Source organism: Burkholderia sp. B10, from assembly GCF_004368385.1.
Lineage (GTDB): Bacteria > Pseudomonadota > Gammaproteobacteria > Burkholderiales > Burkholderiaceae > Burkholderia > Burkholderia vietnamiensis.
The window spans coordinates 1-17062 of the sequence record NZ_PQMX01000074.1; the positions used below are offsets into that span (position 1 = coordinate 1).

The 17062-nt window shown below is 66.8% G+C and carries 15 protein-coding genes and 1 tRNA gene; 9 read left to right on the forward strand and 7 right to left on the reverse strand.

Going from position 1 to position 17062, the window contains the following annotated elements:
- The coding region (locus tag C3Y15_RS32020) for a hypothetical protein (RefSeq protein ID WP_208328105.1) at positions 1-349 on the forward strand (349 nt) is incomplete at its 5' end.
- Between the two features lie 43 nt (positions 350-392).
- Here the strand turns inward: C3Y15_RS32020 and C3Y15_RS26290 are convergent.
- Together C3Y15_RS26290 and C3Y15_RS26295 are read right to left on the reverse strand one after the other, a co-directional pair.
- Entirely contained in the window at positions 393-926 is a 534-nt protein-coding gene (locus C3Y15_RS26290) for a cytochrome b (protein WP_059550680.1), read from the reverse strand.
- Positions 923-2011 (reverse strand): catalase family peroxidase, encoded by a 1089-nt coding sequence (locus C3Y15_RS26295; protein ID WP_011882730.1) that lies wholly within the window; start codon positions 2009-2011, stop codon positions 923-925. The genes C3Y15_RS26290 and C3Y15_RS26295 overlap by 4 nt, the downstream gene beginning before the upstream one ends.
- Positions 2012-2167: 156 nt before the next feature.
- On the opposite strand from C3Y15_RS26295, the gene C3Y15_RS26300 reads away from it, so the two are divergent.
- Positions 2168-2686, forward strand: a complete 519-nt coding sequence (locus C3Y15_RS26300) for a sigma-70 family RNA polymerase sigma factor (RefSeq protein ID WP_011882731.1) — start codon at positions 2168-2170, stop codon at positions 2684-2686.
- Complete coding sequence (locus tag C3Y15_RS26305; RefSeq protein ID WP_069246092.1) at positions 2683-3444, forward strand: anti-sigma factor; 762 nt, start codon at positions 2683-2685, stop codon at positions 3442-3444. The genes C3Y15_RS26300 and C3Y15_RS26305 overlap by 4 nt, the downstream gene beginning before the upstream one ends.
- Before the next feature lie 496 nt (positions 3445-3940).
- Here C3Y15_RS26305 and C3Y15_RS26310 read toward each other — a convergent pair whose 3' ends face one another.
- On the reverse strand, positions 3941-5011 hold the full coding sequence (locus C3Y15_RS26310; protein ID WP_069246093.1) for an Imm72 family immunity protein: 1071 nt from the start codon (positions 5009-5011) through the stop codon (positions 3941-3943).
- A gap of 875 nt (positions 5012-5886) precedes the next feature.
- Here C3Y15_RS26310 and C3Y15_RS26315 point away from each other — a divergent pair.
- Positions 5887-5963 (forward strand) — tRNA-Val (locus tag C3Y15_RS26315).
- A 173-nt stretch (positions 5964-6136) separates the two neighbouring features.
- Here C3Y15_RS26315 and C3Y15_RS26320 read toward each other — a convergent pair.
- Both C3Y15_RS26320 and C3Y15_RS26325 read right to left on the reverse strand, forming a co-directional pair.
- Positions 6137-7006, reverse strand: a complete 870-nt coding sequence (locus C3Y15_RS26320; RefSeq protein WP_014722116.1) for a sigma-70 family RNA polymerase sigma factor — start codon at positions 7004-7006, stop codon at positions 6137-6139.
- On the reverse strand, positions 7006-7482 hold the full coding sequence (locus tag C3Y15_RS26325; protein WP_059735477.1) for a carboxymuconolactone decarboxylase family protein: 477 nt from the start codon (positions 7480-7482) through the stop codon (positions 7006-7008). The genes C3Y15_RS26320 and C3Y15_RS26325 overlap by 1 nt, the downstream gene beginning before the upstream one ends.
- A gap of 554 nt (positions 7483-8036) precedes the next feature.
- Here C3Y15_RS26325 and egtB point away from each other — a divergent pair.
- The 5 genes from egtB (at position 8037) to C3Y15_RS26355 (ending at position 11668) form a co-directional block, all read left to right on the forward strand.
- On the forward strand, positions 8037-9266 hold the full coding sequence (egtB, locus tag C3Y15_RS26335; RefSeq protein WP_041493714.1) for an ergothioneine biosynthesis protein EgtB: 1230 nt from the start codon (positions 8037-8039) through the stop codon (positions 9264-9266).
- The gene (gene egtD, locus C3Y15_RS26340; protein ID WP_069246094.1) at positions 9250-10263 is read left to right on the forward strand and encodes an L-histidine N(alpha)-methyltransferase; all 1014 of its coding nucleotides are present in this window, start codon (positions 9250-9252) and stop codon (positions 10261-10263) included. Before egtB ends, egtD begins: the two co-directional genes overlap by 17 nt.
- Before the next feature lie 231 nt (positions 10264-10494).
- Positions 10495-10797, forward strand: a complete 303-nt coding sequence (locus C3Y15_RS26345; protein WP_011882740.1) for a hypothetical protein — start codon at positions 10495-10497, stop codon at positions 10795-10797.
- Positions 10798-10853: 56 nt separating this feature from the next.
- Positions 10854-11108 carry a glycine zipper 2TM domain protein gene (locus tag C3Y15_RS26350; RefSeq protein ID WP_034193013.1) on the forward strand — a complete coding sequence of 85 codons (255 nt, stop codon included), beginning with the start codon at positions 10854-10856 and terminating at the stop codon, positions 11106-11108.
- 188 nt (positions 11109-11296) lie between these two features.
- Positions 11297-11668 carry a hypothetical protein gene (locus C3Y15_RS26355; protein ID WP_059735479.1) on the forward strand — a complete coding sequence of 124 codons (372 nt, stop codon included), beginning with the start codon at positions 11297-11299 and terminating at the stop codon, positions 11666-11668.
- Between the two features lie 239 nt (positions 11669-11907).
- On the opposite strand, the gene C3Y15_RS26360 is transcribed toward C3Y15_RS26355, so the two are convergent.
- Positions 11908-14934 (reverse strand): DEAD/DEAH box helicase family protein, encoded by a 3027-nt coding sequence (locus C3Y15_RS26360; protein ID WP_069246095.1) that lies wholly within the window; start codon positions 14932-14934, stop codon positions 11908-11910.
- The gene (locus C3Y15_RS26365) at positions 14934-16952 is read right to left on the reverse strand and encodes a site-specific DNA-methyltransferase (protein ID WP_014722124.1); all 2019 of its coding nucleotides are present in this window, start codon (positions 16950-16952) and stop codon (positions 14934-14936) included. The genes C3Y15_RS26360 and C3Y15_RS26365 overlap by 1 nt, the downstream gene beginning before the upstream one ends.
- Positions 16953-17062 lie beyond the last annotated feature (110 nt).

Genomic DNA, 17062 nt, shown 5'->3' on the forward strand with positions numbered 1-17062 from the left:
ACTGTTTTCGGTTCCGTTAAGAACCGGTCGCTCACTCAAAGCTGACAGGTATATGAATCTCTTCATAAACCTGACTTACTTTAGTGTGAGACTCTTGATACTTTCGCTTTCTGATCCGAAGATCAGCCCGCTTCCATCAAGCGCCCACACTTATCGGCTGTTAATTTTTAAAGAACGTCGCGTTTCAAACGTCTCGTTTGTTTCGCGTCTCAATCAAGAGAGGCCGAATTATGGTTTTCCCCTGCATCGGCGTCAAGCACTTTTTGAAAATTTTTTGACAAGCGGTGCGGCGGGGTCCGTTGAGCAGCCTTCCGCAGCCGTCAAATCGAGACAGCGGCGGCGCCCTTGAGCGCCGCCGACAGCCCCGCCGCATCGCGCGCAACCCGCGCCAGTCAACGCCCAACCATCGCCCTCACCACCCCGTCGCGCCGGATCAGCCCGTGATAGAGCGCCGCCGCGAAGTGCGCGACGAACGTGACGAAGAACAGGTAAGCCAACACCCGATGCGCGACCCGCAGCCATGCGAAGGTCGCCGGATCCGCCGAGACCAGCGCCGGCAATTGCACCCCGCCGCCCAAGGTCACCGGGTATCCGCCCGCCGACAGCATCGCCCAGCCGATCAGCGGCATCGCGACCATCAGCGCATACAGCACGAGATGCGACCCGTGCGCGGCGAACTTCTGCCACCACGGCAGATCGTCCGGCAGCGCCGGCGCTTTCGTCGACAGCCGCACCGCGATGCGCACGCACACCAGCACCAGCACGGCGATCCCCAACGGCTTGTGCAACGCCACCAGGAAATCGTGTCGCCGCGAAACCGACGCCACCATCCCCACACCGACGAACAGCATCGTCACGATCATCGCGGCCATCACCCAATGCAGCAGCCGCGCCGGCAAGCCAAACGTCGTCGTTCCGTTCATCATCGTCCCTCCGCAGTCAATCGCGCCGCCCCGGCCACGCCGGCCTCTTCACTCGTGCGGCGCAGATACGAATCCGCATACGCGGCCGAGCGCGCCGCCAGCAACGGATCGCCCGACACCTGAATCCCGCGCGGCAGCACCGTCGGGTCGTAGTTCACGTCGCGGCACGGGCCGCTGTCCTGCGGCTCGACGCGATCGAGCACCAGCGTGCCGGCGTCGATCGTCGTTCGCTGCGCGGGCCAGGTTTTCGTCGCGTCGTCCACCGGATCGCCGGGTTCGGCCAAGGTGACGAGCATCTTCCACTTCTGCGCACCGCCAGCGATGCGGCGCGTGACGTCCTGCTGCAGCACGTTCGGATCGGCCGCCGTCGCGACGTCCGCGGCGCCGGCCGTCTGCTCGGGCACGACGCGCCATCTCACCGCGTGCCGCTGGCCGGCGGCGTCGACGAAGTAGAACGCGTTCAGCCCGTAATAGCTTTCGGTGACGTAGCTCGCGCTCGGCTTCGCACCCTTCACCCATGCGCGGAAGGCGGCCGTCTCCGGATGCGCGGCGAAGAACGCCTTCACCTTCGCGGGATCGGGCTTGCCCGTCGCCGGGTCGGGCGCGGTCGCGAGCAGCTGCTCGTAGAACGCCTTCGGCGTCGCGACCGGGAACACCGGCATCGCGTTCATCCCGGTGCGCCATTGCTCGCCGTCCGGAGCGGTCAGCTTCAGCGCGAGGCTGCGGATCGGCACGCTGCTGTCCGGCGCATACGGATTGCCGCCCGGCAGCGCGAACCGGCCGACCACCGGCGTGCGCACGGGCTTGAAGAACGGCGCCACCGAATACGCACTCGCGGCGCCGCTGCCTTCGAAGTAGCCGGTCACGCACACGCCCTTCGCGTGATTGCGCCGGAAGCCCGGATGGACGCCGCCGCCGGCCGTCTGCAGCGCGTCGACGAGCCGATGCGGCGTCAGCCGCGCCGGCGCGAGCCACCCGCCGACATAGCCGAACGCCACCACCACGCCGGCCGCCGCGCCGCCGATCACGGCCCAGCGCCACCATCCGCGCCCAGGCTCGCGCGGCGGCGAAGAAGAAGATTGCTTCATGGATGCACTCCCGATCGTCTGATCATTGTCGAACGGGAATAGGACGCCGCCCGCGTCGCTTTATTCCACGAAACAATTTTTCGTATGCTGATGGAATAAGCGGTGCCGGGCGGCGTCTTACCCGGCATCTCCACGCCTTTCGGCTCGCCCCCGGCCATGCCTTCAAACGCCCCCGACGACGACGCGTTGCGCGAACTCATCCCCAGGCTGCGACGCTTCGCGCTGTGGTTGGCGCGCGACGTCCACGCAGCCGACGATCTCGTTCAGTCGACGCTCGAGCGCGCGTTGTCGCGCTGGGCGAGCCGCCGCGACGACGCATCGCTGCGCAGCTGGCTCTTCACGATCCTTTACCGCCAGTTTCTCGACGGCAAGCGCAGCGCGAAGCGCTACGCGTGGCTGCTCGGCCGCATCCGCGACGATGAAGACGCGCACTGGCCGTCCGCCGAACGCGAATTCGCCGCGCGCGCGACGCTCGAAGCGTTCGGCCGGCTCTCCGACGAGCAGCGCAGCCTGCTGCTGCTCGTCGCGGTCGAAGGCTTCACGTATCGGGAAGTCGCCGATCTGCTCGAGGTGCCGATCGGCACCGTGATGTCGCGCCTGTCGCGCGCGCGGCAGGCGCTGCGCCAGCTCAGCGACGGCGAGCTTCCCGCTCCTTCTCTCCGGTTGATGAAATGAACGACCTCCGCCCCGACGAACACGATCTCCAGGCCTATGTCGACGGCCAGCTCGACGACGATGCGCGCGCCGCGGTCGAGCGATATCTCGCGCTGCATCCGGAGAGCGCCGAGCAGGTGAAGCAGTGGCAGCAGGATGCGCAGCGGTTGCGGGCAGCGCTCGAAAGCGTGCGGATGCCCACCGGGAATCCCGAGCTCGATCCGGCCGCGATTCGTTCGCGCCGCGCCGAACGCTCACGGATGCGGTTCGCGATGGCCGCTTCGTTCGTGTTCTGCATCGGGCTCGGCACCTTCGGCGGCTGGCAGGCGCGCGGGTGGAACGCGCCGCCGCCCGTCGCGCCGATGAGCGATGCGGTCGAGGCTTACCGGATGATGGTGGTCGATCAGGTCGCGAAGGTGGATTTCCGGCCGACGAGTGCGAAGGATCTGCATGGGTGGCTCACCAGACGCGTCGGCGCGTCGGCGAAGCTGCCGGACTTGAGTGCCGCAGGGTTCAAGCCGATCGGCGCGCGGTTGTTCATGACGGACAGCGGCGCCGCGGCCGCGATGGTGCTCTATGAGGACGATGCCGGGCGGACGCTGAGCTTCTATCTGCGGCCAGCGGAAGCGAAAAATCGGCTGCTGCCCGCGGGGCAACGCGTGGACGGCGCGTTGATGGCGCGGTATGGGTCGGTGAACGGGCTCAACTATGCGGTGGTCGGGCCGGCGAGCAATCTCGGTGAGCAAGCCGTTGCGAGGGCGTTGGATCAGCAGATTTGAGGGGGGTGATGTCGGCGGGCCGGCTGGTGGAGCTCGGCCAGCGCTCAAAGCGCTCATGTGAGACGTTCAGATCCACAGCGTTGGGAGTCGCTTTTGTGGCGGTTGTCCACACAGAGAGTCTCGTCTCGGTGCGTTCGCAGATCGGCGTGTCTTGCACGATTCCGGTGTCGTGCGGTTTGGCGTCTTCTGCGCGCGGGATATCAACATCAGTCTCGGCAACTCTGCATGCAGCCTCTCGTCGAACCGCCCATCTTCGGGTTACACAGCGTTTCGAGTGACTTCGGGCGGCGATATCCACACAGCTTTCACTGAGCCGGCATAGCGGATCTCGGTTCGGCTGCGCTCGCGGTGTTCGCATGCGCGTCAGTGCTTCGAACTCGTGCTTTTTGTCGACGGGCACACCGTTTCCGATTGTGTTGCGTGCCGGTTGTCCACACTCAGAAGCCAAGTGCTACGGCAGCACGGGCGGCATTTGCCCGCCCTTGCCGTCTGCGCACTACGCGCGCTTCACCAGACGCCACGTCACCCAGTGCACCTTGAGCTCCCCCAGATTGTCCCGGACCAGCATGTCGGGCATCGCCGTCCCGGCTTCGACGCGCAGCACCTTGCCGCCGTATTCGTCCGTCTGCCAATCGCCGGTCACCGGGCAGATATCGCTCGTGCGGACCTGCGCGACGGGGTCGCGGTCCGACGCCGGCGCTGAAGGCCGATCGAGAAAGTACTGCGATTCGTCGGGGATGATGCCGTCCGCGTATCGCTTGTCTTCCCACAACAGCCGCCAGTGCGTCTTGACGGGCGTTCGCGTCTCGTCATCCCGGAGGTTCGGCGCGCGGATGTCACGAATGAAATAGTTGAAGCAGCCGTTGTTGTGCAAGCTGCGATTGCCGACCGGCACAACGCCCAGCAACTTCGATTGCTCGACGGTAACGGGCTCCCAGATGCCGTCACAAGGCACTTTGTCACCAGATTTGACCACCGGGCCCACGGGTTCCGGAACCTCCGGCAGGTTCGCCGGAAATACCGGATATGGAAGCGTGTAGAAGGTGTTGTCGTATGCACCGGGAGACAGCAGCAGTCCGACCGAGCGCAGTTGTGCGAGACCGGTATGTCCGGGCTCGAATGGCGCGTGTTCCATCTGGTATTCCGACGCTTGCAGCAGCCGCGCCAGCGCTTCGACCTTCGGCGGGTAAGGAGCAGCCTGCGCACCGCGATCCCAGTAATCGGGATGGGGGAAAAAATACGCGTTCAGATACGTAAATCGATCGAACGCGTATTGCAGCGGCTCTCTGCGCTGCCAAACGGACCGGTCTCCGCGGGCCAGTTCTGGCAACCCTCGATCGTAGGCTGCCAGTATTTCGAAGATGATCGGCAAATTGTTTGCCGGCATGACCTCGGGATCATCTTCGGGCCAAGTCTTTACCGCGTTCTCGTACTCGTTCGCGAAGATCGCAAAGTCTTCGCGCTTGCGCTTCCAGAGCGAGAAGCTGGTCAGCCGTTGAAGCAGCCAGAAAATTCTGCGCCGGGTCGCATCGTCGGCCATGTCGTATTGCTTGATCGTCTTCGTCATCGTTGAACTTCGTACCACGCTTCCAATTCGCGTCGTGGGACTCACGTTGCTGTCGCTCATCTTTGTATGGGTCTCTTCATTCTCGAGCCAACGACGCCTCCATGCAGCGGCTTGCACAGCCGGCCGGCGAGCTGCACAGCGCTTCGAACTGGTTTGCTTCCGGTTAACCAAACGTGATGGAGAGCCGCATCACCGGCACGAGCGTTTCCTGTGCAGACCACTCCCCAGGACGCTTCGCCTGCCGCGCCGCTTCCGAGCTACGCGGCTTTACCAGGCAGCACATCACCCAATGCAGCTTGAGCTCGCCAAGCTAGCTCCGGCCCCAAGCTATCAAACAATTGATCTGTGCGTCCCATCCAGACCTTGGCCCCGCTCACAGCGCCCAGATTAGGTTCTCCCCCCACCGCACGCAGTGCACATCCACCCCGGGTCACAGTCTCCGGACTGTGCTTATCCCACGGTGTTAACAGGATTCGTATACATACGTAGTGATAGTTAACAAGCGCACGGCCTCACAGTGGATAACCTCCTTAACCCCCTGAATCCAAAGCCCGAACCGCAACGCATAACCCGCCGCAAAGCAGACGCAAATCTCTGTGCAGCACAGAACAACTTTTCGTCGATTCACAGCCGCGCCGACGTATCCCCAATCGTTCCACTGTGAATCCAGAGGCTTCCGAGCCGGTTATCCAGAGGGCGATGTGCATAACGTCACAGCGCACCGACACGTTTTGCTGTGACGCGACGACACGAGCGCAACGTCCCGACTTCGCCGCCCCGACACCAACCGCCAGCCGCCCCGCACACCGGTTCAAAAAATTTTCACGAAGGGGCTTGTGCTGTCTGAAAACCCTCTCTATAATTCGCGGCTTCTTAGGCTCGTAGCTCAGTTGGTTAGAGCACCACCTTGACATGGTGGGGGTCGTTGGTTCGAATCCAATCGAGCCTACCAACGAATAAATGAAGGGGTCTGGCAGCACGCATTGCCTACAGGCAGTCGGCTCGCCAAACATACGAACGCCACGCGGCAACATCGCGTGGCGTTTTTCTTTTTGCGGTCGAAATCACGCATACGCGTGCGCTGCAAGCAGCCAAGCGGGCGCACGAATCGCCCGCCGCGCGCCTTCAATGCAGATGCTTCAGCTTGTCCGGATTGCGCACGACATAGATCGCGACGATCTTCCCGTCGTCGACTTCGAGCGCCGTGGTCTGCAACTCGCCGTCGGCCTCCAGCGTGACGAAGCCCGGCAAGCCGTTGATGAACCCGGCCCGCACGAGCTTCGATGCATGCGTCGCGAACAGCCGCGCGAGAAACGCGTGCACCTTCATCACGCGGTCGAACCCGAACACCGGCTTGCCCGCGGCCGAGCGCTTGCCGCCGCCGTCCGAATGCAGGCTCACGTCCTCGGCGAGCAGCGCACCGAGTGCCCGCATGTCGCCGCTGCGCGACGCCGCGAAGAACGCCTCGGCCAACTCGATTCCGCGCTGCTTCTCGACATGAAAACGCGGCCGCGCGTCGCGCACGTGTGTGCGCGCCCGCGCAGCGAGCTGGCGGCACGCAGCCGGTTCGCGCTGGATCGTCGTCGCTATCTCGTCGAACTCGAGACCGAACACGTCGTGCAACAGAAACGCCGCGCGCTCCAGCGGCGACAGCCGTTCGAGCGCGAGCAGCAGCGGCAGCGTCACGTCCTCCTGCACGTCTTCGTCGACGATCGGCTCGGGCAGCCACGGGCCGATATAGGTCTCGCGCTGATGCCGCGCGGACTTCAGCTGATCGATGCACATGCGCGTCACCATCCGGCGCAGGAACGCCTCGGGCACGCGCACGTCGGCGCGATCGACGTCCATCCAGCGGATGAACGCGTCCTGCACGACATCCTCGGCATCGGCGACGGAGCCGAGCATCCGGTACGCGACGCGGATCAACGTACGACGCAGCGGATCGAAGCTCGTCGCTGCGTCGTCACCGCCCGCGGACGGATCGACGTTCGTCATCAGGCCACCAGGCTCGCGGCGGCAGCCTTCGCTTCGGCCGGATCGACCCACAAGCCGAAGCCGACGGCGAGCCTGTTCCAGCCGTTGATCACGTTGATCATCAGCGTGAGTTTCACCTGTTCCTCCTGGCTGAATTGATCGACCAGCGCCGCATACGCGGCTGCGTGCGCATCGTGGCCTTCCGACAGCCGCGTCAGCGCATCGGTCCAGCCGAGCGCGGCGCGTTCGCGATCGGTGTAGCAGGGTGCCTCGCGCCACGCGGCCAGCAGATTGATGCGCTGCTCGGTCTCGCCTCGCGCGCGCGCCTCGACCGTGTGCATGTTAAGGCAGTTCGCGCACGCGTTGATCTGCGACGCGCGGATCTTGACGAGCTCGATCAGCGTCGGCTCGAGGCTACCGGCAGCGGCGACCGATACGGTCATCCAGCTCTTCATCAGCGCGGGCGCGGCGGCAAACGGATTGAGTTTCGCTGTCATGGTTGCTTCTCCTTTCGGGTGGATTCAGACGACATGACGAGCGACACCTGCCGCGTGTGACATCGACGCGAAAAAAATTTCAACGAACGGAAGCGGCGGGGCGATGCAGCGCGATTGCAAGTCATGCGCGACGAACGCCCGATCCGAAGCGCAGCGCGCCCGGTATCACGCGCATGGAGACGCCGCAGCGTCATCGCAGCTTTCACGCGCTCAGGGCGCTTGTCACCAGATGTCGGCAGAATCGACGCTCGGGCATGCGAATTGCGGGCGCGTTGCGACACATTGCGCTACCCGCATTCGACCGCCCGCCCCCCATCCGAGCTTCGTGGAACCCATGCTTTCATTCCTCTTTCGCTATCGTTTCACCCGAAATCCGATTCGCGACGGTCACATTTCTGGCCCATACTGTTCTGCACGGGCAGACGAAGTGACGCAGAATTTACCGCCCGACGACGCAGCAACGAAGGTCGCACGTCAGCCGCGCGCATCCGAGCGCAACGCTGTCCTTTTCCCGGCAACGCAACGCAGCGAATCGCGACGTGGACGGTAAACCGATGAGCCTCCTTGCATCCCAGCTTCAGCGCCGTTACCAGGAAGTGCGCGCCCATAGCCTCGCGTTGACCGCGACGCTGTCGGCCGAAGACCAGGCCGTGCAGTCGATGCCCGACGCGAGCCCGGTGAAGTGGCACCTCGCGCATACCACCTGGTTCTTCGAAACCGTCGTGCTGATGCGCCGCGTGCCCGGCTACGCGCCGTTCGACGACGCGTTCCAGTTTCTGTTCAACTCGTATTACGAAGCGCTCGGCCCGCGTCATCCGCGGCCGCAGCGCGGGCTGCTCACGCGTCCGTCGCTCGATCGCGTGCATGCGTACCGGCAGCATGTCGACGCAGCGCTGCAGCACGCACTCGACGCTGCGGATCCTGCCTTGCTGGCCGCGATCGCACCGGAGGTCGAGCTCGGCCTGCATCACGAGCAGCAGCATCAGGAGCTGATCGTCACCGACATGCTGCACGCGTTCTCGTGCAACCCGCTCAAGCCGGCGTTCCGGCCGCGCGACGGCGCGCACGCGCAAGCGGCGCTCGCCGCGGGCGACGCCGGCGCGCTGCGCTGGCTGCGTCAGCCGGGCGGCCTCGTCCAGATCGGCCACGACGGCGACGCGTTCTCGTTCGACAACGAGCGCCCGCGCCATACGGCGCTCGTGCAGCCCTGCGAGATCGCGAACCGCCTCGTGACGAATGCCGAATTCGCGGCCTTCATCGCGGATGGCGGCTACACGCGCGCCGAACTCTGGTTGTCCGACGGCTGGGCGACCGTGCAGCGCGAAGGGTGGTGCGCGCCGGCGTACTGGATCGCCGACGATGAGCGCACCGCGAAAACCGTACGCGAATGGCGCGCGTTCGGCCTGCATGGCGTCGAACCGCTCGCGCCCGATGCGCCGGTGTGCCACGTGAGTTTCTACGAGGCGGCCGCGTACGCGGAATGGGCCGGCGCACGCCTGCCGACCGAATTCGAATGGGAAGCCGCGTTCGGCGTGGACGGCGTGCGCGAGATGCTCGGCCACGTGTGGCAGTGGACGCGTTCGTCGTACGAGCCGTATCCGGGCTTTCGGCCGCTGGCCGGCGTCGCGGCCGAATACAACGGCAAGTTCATGGTCGGCCAGCAGGTCCTGCGCGGCAGCAGCATCGCGACGCCGCCGGGCCACGCGCGGCCGACGTACCGCAATTTCTTTCCGCCGGCCGCGCGCTGGCAATTCACGGGAGTGCGACTTGCGCGAGACGTCTGACCTGACGGCCACGAGCGGTGGCCAGCAACCCGCCCGCGAGGCGCGGCCGAGCGCGTTCGAGCGCGACCTGATCGACGGGCTGTCGCGCACGCCGCGCAGCATTCCGCCGAAGTACTTCTACGATGCGGCCGGCTCCGCGCTGTTCGACCGCATTTGCGAGCTGCCGGAGTACTACCCGACGCGCACCGAGCTGGGCATCCTGCGCGACCGCGCGGCCGAGATCGTGCAGCGCGTCGGCCCGCACGCCGACATCGTCGAATTCGGCGCGGGCTCGCTCGAGAAGATTCGCGTGCTGCTCGACGCCTGCGCGAACAACTATGCGAACGCGCCGGCGCGCTACGTGCCGATCGACATCTCGGCCGACTATCTGCACGGCGCCGCCGCGCGCCTGCGCGCCGCGTATCCATGGCTCGACGTCGCGCCGCTCGCCGCGGACTACACGAAGGCCGAGCAGCTGGCCGAGCTGACGAACACGCCGCGGCGACGCATCGGCTTTTTCCCCGGCTCGACGATCGGCAACTTCTCGCCGGAAGAAGCCGATGCGTTCCTGCGCGACGCCGCACGACTGCTGCGCGGCGGCGGCCTGCTGGTCGGCGCCGATCTGGTGAAGGACGAGCGCACGCTGCATCGTGCGTACAACGACGCGCAGGGCGTCACGGCGCAGTTCAACCTCAACCTGCTGGTGCGCGCGAACGCGGAGCTCGGCGCGGATTTCGACATCGACGCCTTCTCGCATTGCGCGTTCTACGATCGCGAGCGGCAGCGCATCGAGATGCATCTCGTCAGCGATGTCGCGCAGACGGTGCACGTGCGCGGCCACGCGTTCCGCTTCGAGGCCGGCGAGCGCGTCCACACGGAGAACTCGCACAAGTTCACGATCGACGGCTTCCACGCGATCGCGCGGCGCGCGGGCTTCGAGCCCGACACCGTGTGGACCGACGCCGACGAGCTGTTCAGCGTGCATTGGCTGCGCAGCGTCGACGATATCCGCGCGTAGCGGCCGGGCACGCCGCACCGGCCGCCTTGCGGCAATAATTTCCGTCTCCGTCGATTCGATGCGCCGTCGCAACGGCGTGTCGAATCGCGCGTCTCCTTGCGCAGCAAGGCTCCGCGGGCGCCGTAATCGCCCGTTACCGGTCTCGCAGACCGGTTTCACCTGTGTCGGCCCGCGCTGCCTAGACTCCGAACCGTAGTCACATCACGCACGACACGTGCAGGGAGTCGCGAAATGAGCAAGAAACTTATTCTCGGTGCAGTTCTCGGTGTAGCGGCGCTCGCAGCGTCGGGCGTCGCGTCGGCGCACGTCGACCTGTCGGTCGGGATCGGCGTGCCGGGCGTCTACGCGGCGCCGGCGCCCGTCTACGTCGCGCCGCCGCCGCCGGTGATGTACGCGCCGGTGGGCTATCGCGACGACGACTGGCGTGCGCGCGCGTGGCGCGAACATGAATGGCGCCGCCGCGAATGGCGAGAACACGAGTGGCGCGAGCGCGGCTGGCGCGACGGCGGCGGCTGGCGCGGCCGCTGGGACTGAGCGCCGCGACACGCACACGACAACATTGATCGCATCGACACGAGGAGCGTGATCGCATGAACCCCATTCGATACATCGGAACGTTGACGGCCGCCGCGGCCGTTGCGCTCGCAACGATCGGCAGCGCGCAGGCTGCCGGCTGCATCAAGGGCGCGGCGGTAGGCGGCGTTGCCGGCCACTACGCCGGGCACCATGCGGTGGTAGGCGCGGTCGGCGGCTGTCTCGTCGGCCGCCATTTGGCGAAGAAGCACGAGCAGGAGCAGGCGGCGCAGCGCAAGGCGGCCGCGGCCGCATCGCAGACGGCGCAGTGAACCACGACGACCGGCGGCGCCGCGACACCGTCGCCGCCGGTCGCTGTCGTTGTCGCACGCCGGTGGGCCGGAAATTGATCGGACGAATGCGTGCACACGCCGCGTTACGATCATTTACAACGTCGCGCCGCGCGAAAACCGCGCGTTCGTAGAATGCAGTTATCCGAACGCGCTTCAGGGAGCAAACGATGAAAACTCAACGATATCTGTCCGTGCTGGCAGCGGCGCTGCTCGCACTCGGGGCCGCCGGCGCACAGGCGGCGGCTGGCGGGAATGGCGGCGGCGGCGGCGGCCATGGCGCAGGCGGCATGGGCGGAAACGCGGGCGGGATGTCCGGCAGCCACATGAGCGGCGACGCGCTGAGCAATTCGAACGGCTTCCGCTCGGGCGACCGCGACAAGGGCCTCGCACGCGCGACCGATCGCTCCGACACGATCGCCGACCGCGCCGGCGTGCAGCCCGGCCACGGTCACGCGCATACGCACGGCCATACCGCGCATGCGACGACGGCGACCTCGACGCATCACGGGCATCGCAACGCGCTCGGCCGCACGCTGTAAGCGTGCCCGTGCGGACGGAACAAGCGCGCTTCGGTGCGCTTTTTTCATGGGCGCGCGCGGCATCGCAGGCCGGTCGTTGCTCGCCGTCTCGACCCTGATTTGCAACCAGCCGTAACGGCGCGTGAGAACGCCTCGGAATACGAACCGCTTTCCCGCGGACGACGGACGGATCGTTCGTATCGAAGGAGGGAAGCGCGTCCCCCCAAATGAAAAAAGGGCGGCTCGCGCCGCCCTTCGCATCAACCCGCGCGGCCGCCCGCCGCCGCACCGGGCTCGAACAGCGCATCGACCTGCGCGACGCGCACGAACCGCGCCGCATCTTCGCCATCGGCCAGCGCGCGGAAATGCGCGGCGCCGCACGCGAGCTTCGCGCGCTCGTGCTCGCTCGGCACGGCGGCGTCGGCGTTCGGCGTATCGACGACGAAATAGAGCCGCTCGCCGCCATCCTGTTCCGCGAGCACGGCCCAGTCCGGGTGATAGCCGCCGAGCGGCGTCGCGATGCGGAACCACGCCGGCAGCCTCGCGTACAGCTTCACGCCGTCGTGCGCTTCGAGCGCATCGGCGAACGCGCGCTCCGCGTCCGTCTCGCACACCACCGCCTCGTGAATCGACTTGCGCGCATCGAGTCGCAGGCTGCGCAGGTAGCCGGTGAGCGCCTCGCTCTCGAACGATTCGAGCGCGTGCACGTGACGATCGCCGAGCTTCCTGTACGAGATCCCCGCAACGAGCGCGAGCCGCTTGCAGCGGTTGATCGCGTCGGCGGCCAGCGCGATGAACTGCTGCGGATTCACGCGGAAGTCGTCGAGCCGGCCGCTGTCGGCGAGGATCGTCGCGAGCGAGCGGCGCGTGAGCTGCGTGCGGTCCTGCAGCTCGGTGAGCAGGTCCGGCAACGGCAGTTCGCCTTCGTCGAGCAGCACCGTGCCGGCGCCCGCCACCTCGATCGCCTCGATGCCGGCCTTGCCGATGTCGATCTCGGCCTTGCGCCATTGCAGCCGCGCCCGCGCGATGTCGGGCGCGTCGCGCAGCGCCGTCGTGCAGTCGCGCACCAGCTTCGCGTTGTCGAAGTCCACGCTGTACACGGTGCGATGGCGAATGCGTTCCCACAGCGCGCGGAACGCGTCGCCGAAGATCACGGCCTTGCCGGACGCATCGCGGCGCAGCGCGATCGCGCGCCGCTCGTCCGCGTTGCGCACCGCGAAGCGGCCCGACAGCTTGCGAAGCGTCGCGACGATCGGCGCGCGCAGCGTCTCGAATGCGTCGGGCAGCACGAGCGCGCTGCGGCGCAGCGCGTCCTTCAGGCGGTCGAGCACCTTGCCCTGCGCGTCGACGTAGCCTTGCTCGTGCAGATGCGTCCACAGCATGCGCGACAGCTCGATGCCGAGCGCATGCGCGGGGCCGTCGCCTTCCTGCACCGGCAGCGCCGCGAACTGGTGTTGCTCGACGATCCCGAAGCGGATGCCGGTGTCGGCCTCGATTTCCTTCTGCAGGTTCTCCGCGAACGACTCGTAGCGCTCGGTCGCGATCACGGTGAGCGTGTTCACGCCGGGGTCGCGCACGCGCTCGCCGTCCTGGTCGACCGCGAGGCGCAGCCCGCGGCCGAGCGTCTGACGGCGCTCGCGTTCGGTCTGGATGTCGCGCAGCGTGCAGATCTGGAACACGTTCGGGTTGTCCCAGCCTTCCTTCAGCGCCGAGTGCGAGAAGATGAACTTCAGCGGCGTGTCGAACGACAGCAGCGCTTCCTTCTCGCGCATGATGAGCCCGTACGCGCGCTCGGCGTTCTCGCGCGCGGCGGCGCTGCTCTCGCTCGTGTCGGTCCAGCCGCCCTTGCGGTCGATCGAGAAGTAGCCGTTGTGCGCGCGCTCGACCTCGCGGGCGATGTCGACGCCGTCGAACAGCGCGCGATAGGCCGGAACCCGCGCGGCGCGCGCATATTCCTCTTCGAAGATCAGCGCGTAGTCGCCTTTGACGGGCGTGCCGTTCTCGTCGTAGCGGCGATAGCGCTCGACCGAGTCCACGAAGAACAGCGACAGCACCTTCACGCCGCGCTCGGCGAGGCGCAGCTCCTTGTCGAGATGCTCGCGGATCGTGCGGCGGATCATCTCGCGCTGCACCGCGAGCGTGTCGATGTCGCCGAACGCCTCGCCGAGCGACAGGAACGCGTCGCCTTCCGGATGGCGCAGCTCGACGTATTCGGCGCCCTTGACCGCATGCACTTCGCCGATGCGCAGCCCGGCGTACAGCGCGCGTTTGGTCAGCCGTTCGAGATCGTCGCCGTCGGTCGCGGACACGATCTGCCGCTTCACGCCGGCCGCGGTCGCCACGTCGAGCTCGATGCGCGCACTGATCGCGCCGCGCCGGTTCGACACGCCGACGAGCCGCACGTACGGCTTGTTGTGCGCGTCCTCGACGATCGCCGACGCGATCTCGATCTGCTTGACGAGCTTGCGCTCGTAAGCGTCGACCGCGTCGAGCCGATACACCATGTGATGCCGGTCGACGTGGGTGGCCGAATAGCGCAGCGTGCAGAGCGGCGCCATCGCGGCGAGCGCCTCGCGCCCGCGCCCTTCGAGGCCGCCGTCGACGCTCTGCGGCTCGTCGACGATCACGATCGGCCGCGTCGCGCGGATCAGGTCGATCGGCTTCTCGCCGCCGGTCTTCTCGCTGTCCTTGTAGAGGTTGTTGATTTCCTTCTTGTTGATCGCGGCGACGGTCATCACCATGATCTGGATCGCCGCGCTCGCCGCGAAGTGGCGCACCTGGCCGAGCTTCGCCGAGTCGTACAGGAAGTAGTCGTACGGCACGCCCGCGTACAGCGCGCGGAAATGGTCCTCGGTGATCGACAGCGTCTTGTGCACGCCTTCCTTGATCGCGATCGACGGCACCACGATCACGAACTTCGTGAAGCCGTAGCGGCGGTTCAGCTCGAAGATCGTGCGCAGGTACACGTAGGTCTTGCCTGTGCCGGTTTCCATCTCGACGGTGAAGTCGCGCGAGCCGGGCTGGCCGGACGGCGGCAGCCCCCCGCGCAGCTGCACGTCGGCGAGGTTGCGCGCGAGCGCGTCGTCGGTCAGCGACAGCCGGTTGCCGACGCCTTGCTCCGACACCGCGAAGCCGAGCGAGCCCTGCGCGGCGGCCGTCGTGCCGGGCGCGGCGTTCGCGAGCACGCTGAAGTCGCCGCGATACGATTCCTGGCCGCGAAACAGGTCGCAGACGGCGTCGATCGCGTCGCGCTGGTAGTCGAGATCCGCTTCGAAATGCAGCCGCATCAGAGGCTCCGCACGCGCTTCACGCCGTGCTGCTCGAGCAGCGCGGCGAGATTGAGCTTCGCGACGTCGTCGACGAAGCCGCTGTCGCGGAACAGGCACGTGACGTCGCGCGTCGCGCCGGTCGCATCGAGCAGCTCGACGATGCCGTCGGCGAGCGGCCCCGCGTCGTCGCGCGACATGCGCGCGTCGAAGCACGCGACGATCGCACGGCCGATCAGGTGCACCGTCTTGCCGGCCACCTGGTGATGCTCGACCGGCGTGCACAGATCGAGGCCGAGCTTGAGCGTGAGCTCGGCGAGCAGGTCGTCTTCGCTGCGGCCGGTCTTCACGTGCTCGACCGACGCGAACAGCGCATGGTCGAAGTCGTCGCGGCGCGGATCCCACTCGATCACGTTGGTGGTGTCGAGGCGATACACGCGAAAGCCGAGGTCGCCATAGCTTTCCGGATAGTCGCGCGCGACCTGCTGCGCGGCGCGGCGCAGCCGCTCCTTGGTGACTTCGGCGAGCGTCGCCGGCTTCTTCAGCTTCGCGCAGAAATCGGCGGCCGCCTGCTGCGCCTTGTCGCGACGGTCGAGCGCTTCGGGCAGCTGCACGAGGATGTAGCGGCGTGCGCCGCCGTCGGTCGCGTTCACCTGCATCACCGCGTGGCCGGTCGAGCCGGAGCCGGCGAAGCAGTCGAGCACGATGTCGTCGCCGCGCGTGCACCAGCCGATCACGGCCGCCGCGAAATCGACCGGCTTCGGCTGGTCGAACGGGATGCCGAGCGCCTTCAGCAGCGCGTCGTCGGAGCCGGCGAACGGCAGCACCGACGGCACGTTCTCGTACATGTTCTCGTCGAGGTAGTAGATCCGCTGCGGCTGGGTGGTCTCGTCGGGGCCGAATTCGATCTGGCCGCGCTCGATCAGCGCCTGCATCGTCGCGGGCGGATTGCGCCAGCCGCGCGCCGGCATCGCGCACGGCTTGCCGGTGACCGGGTGGATCAGCGGCGTGAAGTACTCGTCCGGCGCCTTCTTCTTGTTCGGCCACGCCATCGACACGAGCCGGTACACGCGCCCGTCGGCGGACAGCCGGTCGTACATCACCTCGCCGCCGGACAGGTTGGTCTGCGCCTTCATCCACGCGCGGTACGCCTTCTGCGCGTCCTTCGCGTTGCCGCTGCGGTACACGGCGTCGTGCGCGGCGTCGAGCATGCGCTGCGCGTTGCGCTTCGGGCGCTTCAGCGGCGCCTGTTCGAGCAGCGTCTCGGCGTTGCGCGCGAACAGCACCAGCGACTCGTGCTGGTACGCGATGCCGCGCGCGTCGCCCTTCGGATTGCGCTTGTCCCACACGGCCACGCCGAGCTCGTTCTCCTCGCCGAAGATCTCGCGCAGCATCAGCACGAGCGCATGCACCTCGTGCTCGTCGATGTGCACGGCGATCAGCCCTTCGTCGGACAGCAGCGCGTGCGCGAGCTTCAGCCGCGGATACATCATGTTCAGCCAGTCGGTGTGGAACCGGCCGTTCGCCTCGGTGTTGGTGCTGCGCTTCACGCCGGCGTCGGTCTGGCCCGTCATCGCGAGGTAATGGCGGATGCTGTCGCTGAAGTCGTCCGCGTAGACGAAATCGCTGCCGGTGTTGTACGGCGGGTCGATGTAGACGAGCTTCACCTTGCCCGCGTAGCTCTTGTGCAGCAGCTTCATCACGTCGAGGTTGTCGCCCTCGATCACGAGATGGCGCGTGTCGTCCCACGCGACGCTGTCGTCGGGGCACGGGCGCAGCGTGCCGGTCGACGGCGTGAGCGCGGCTTGGCGCGCGCCGCGCTTGCCGTGCCAGTGGAAGCCGTAGCGCTCGTCGGCGGCGCCGACGGTGTGCTCGCCGACCAGCGCCTTGAGCACGTCGACGTCCACCGACGCGCCGTGCGGGCCTTCGGTCACGAGTTCGGGGAACAGCGCCTTCAGGCGCGCGACGTTGTCGGCGGTGAAATCCGTCGACATCGCCAGCGGGCTCGCCGCATCGAGTTTCTGCATCGTCTTTTCCATCGGAGCCCGGCCGCGTGCGCCAGGACATCGGGCGCAGTCGCGGCACCGGCGGCAAGGGCCGCCCGGGCAAACCCGAAACGCTAGCGAGTCGGTCGGCGCAGGTCAAGCAC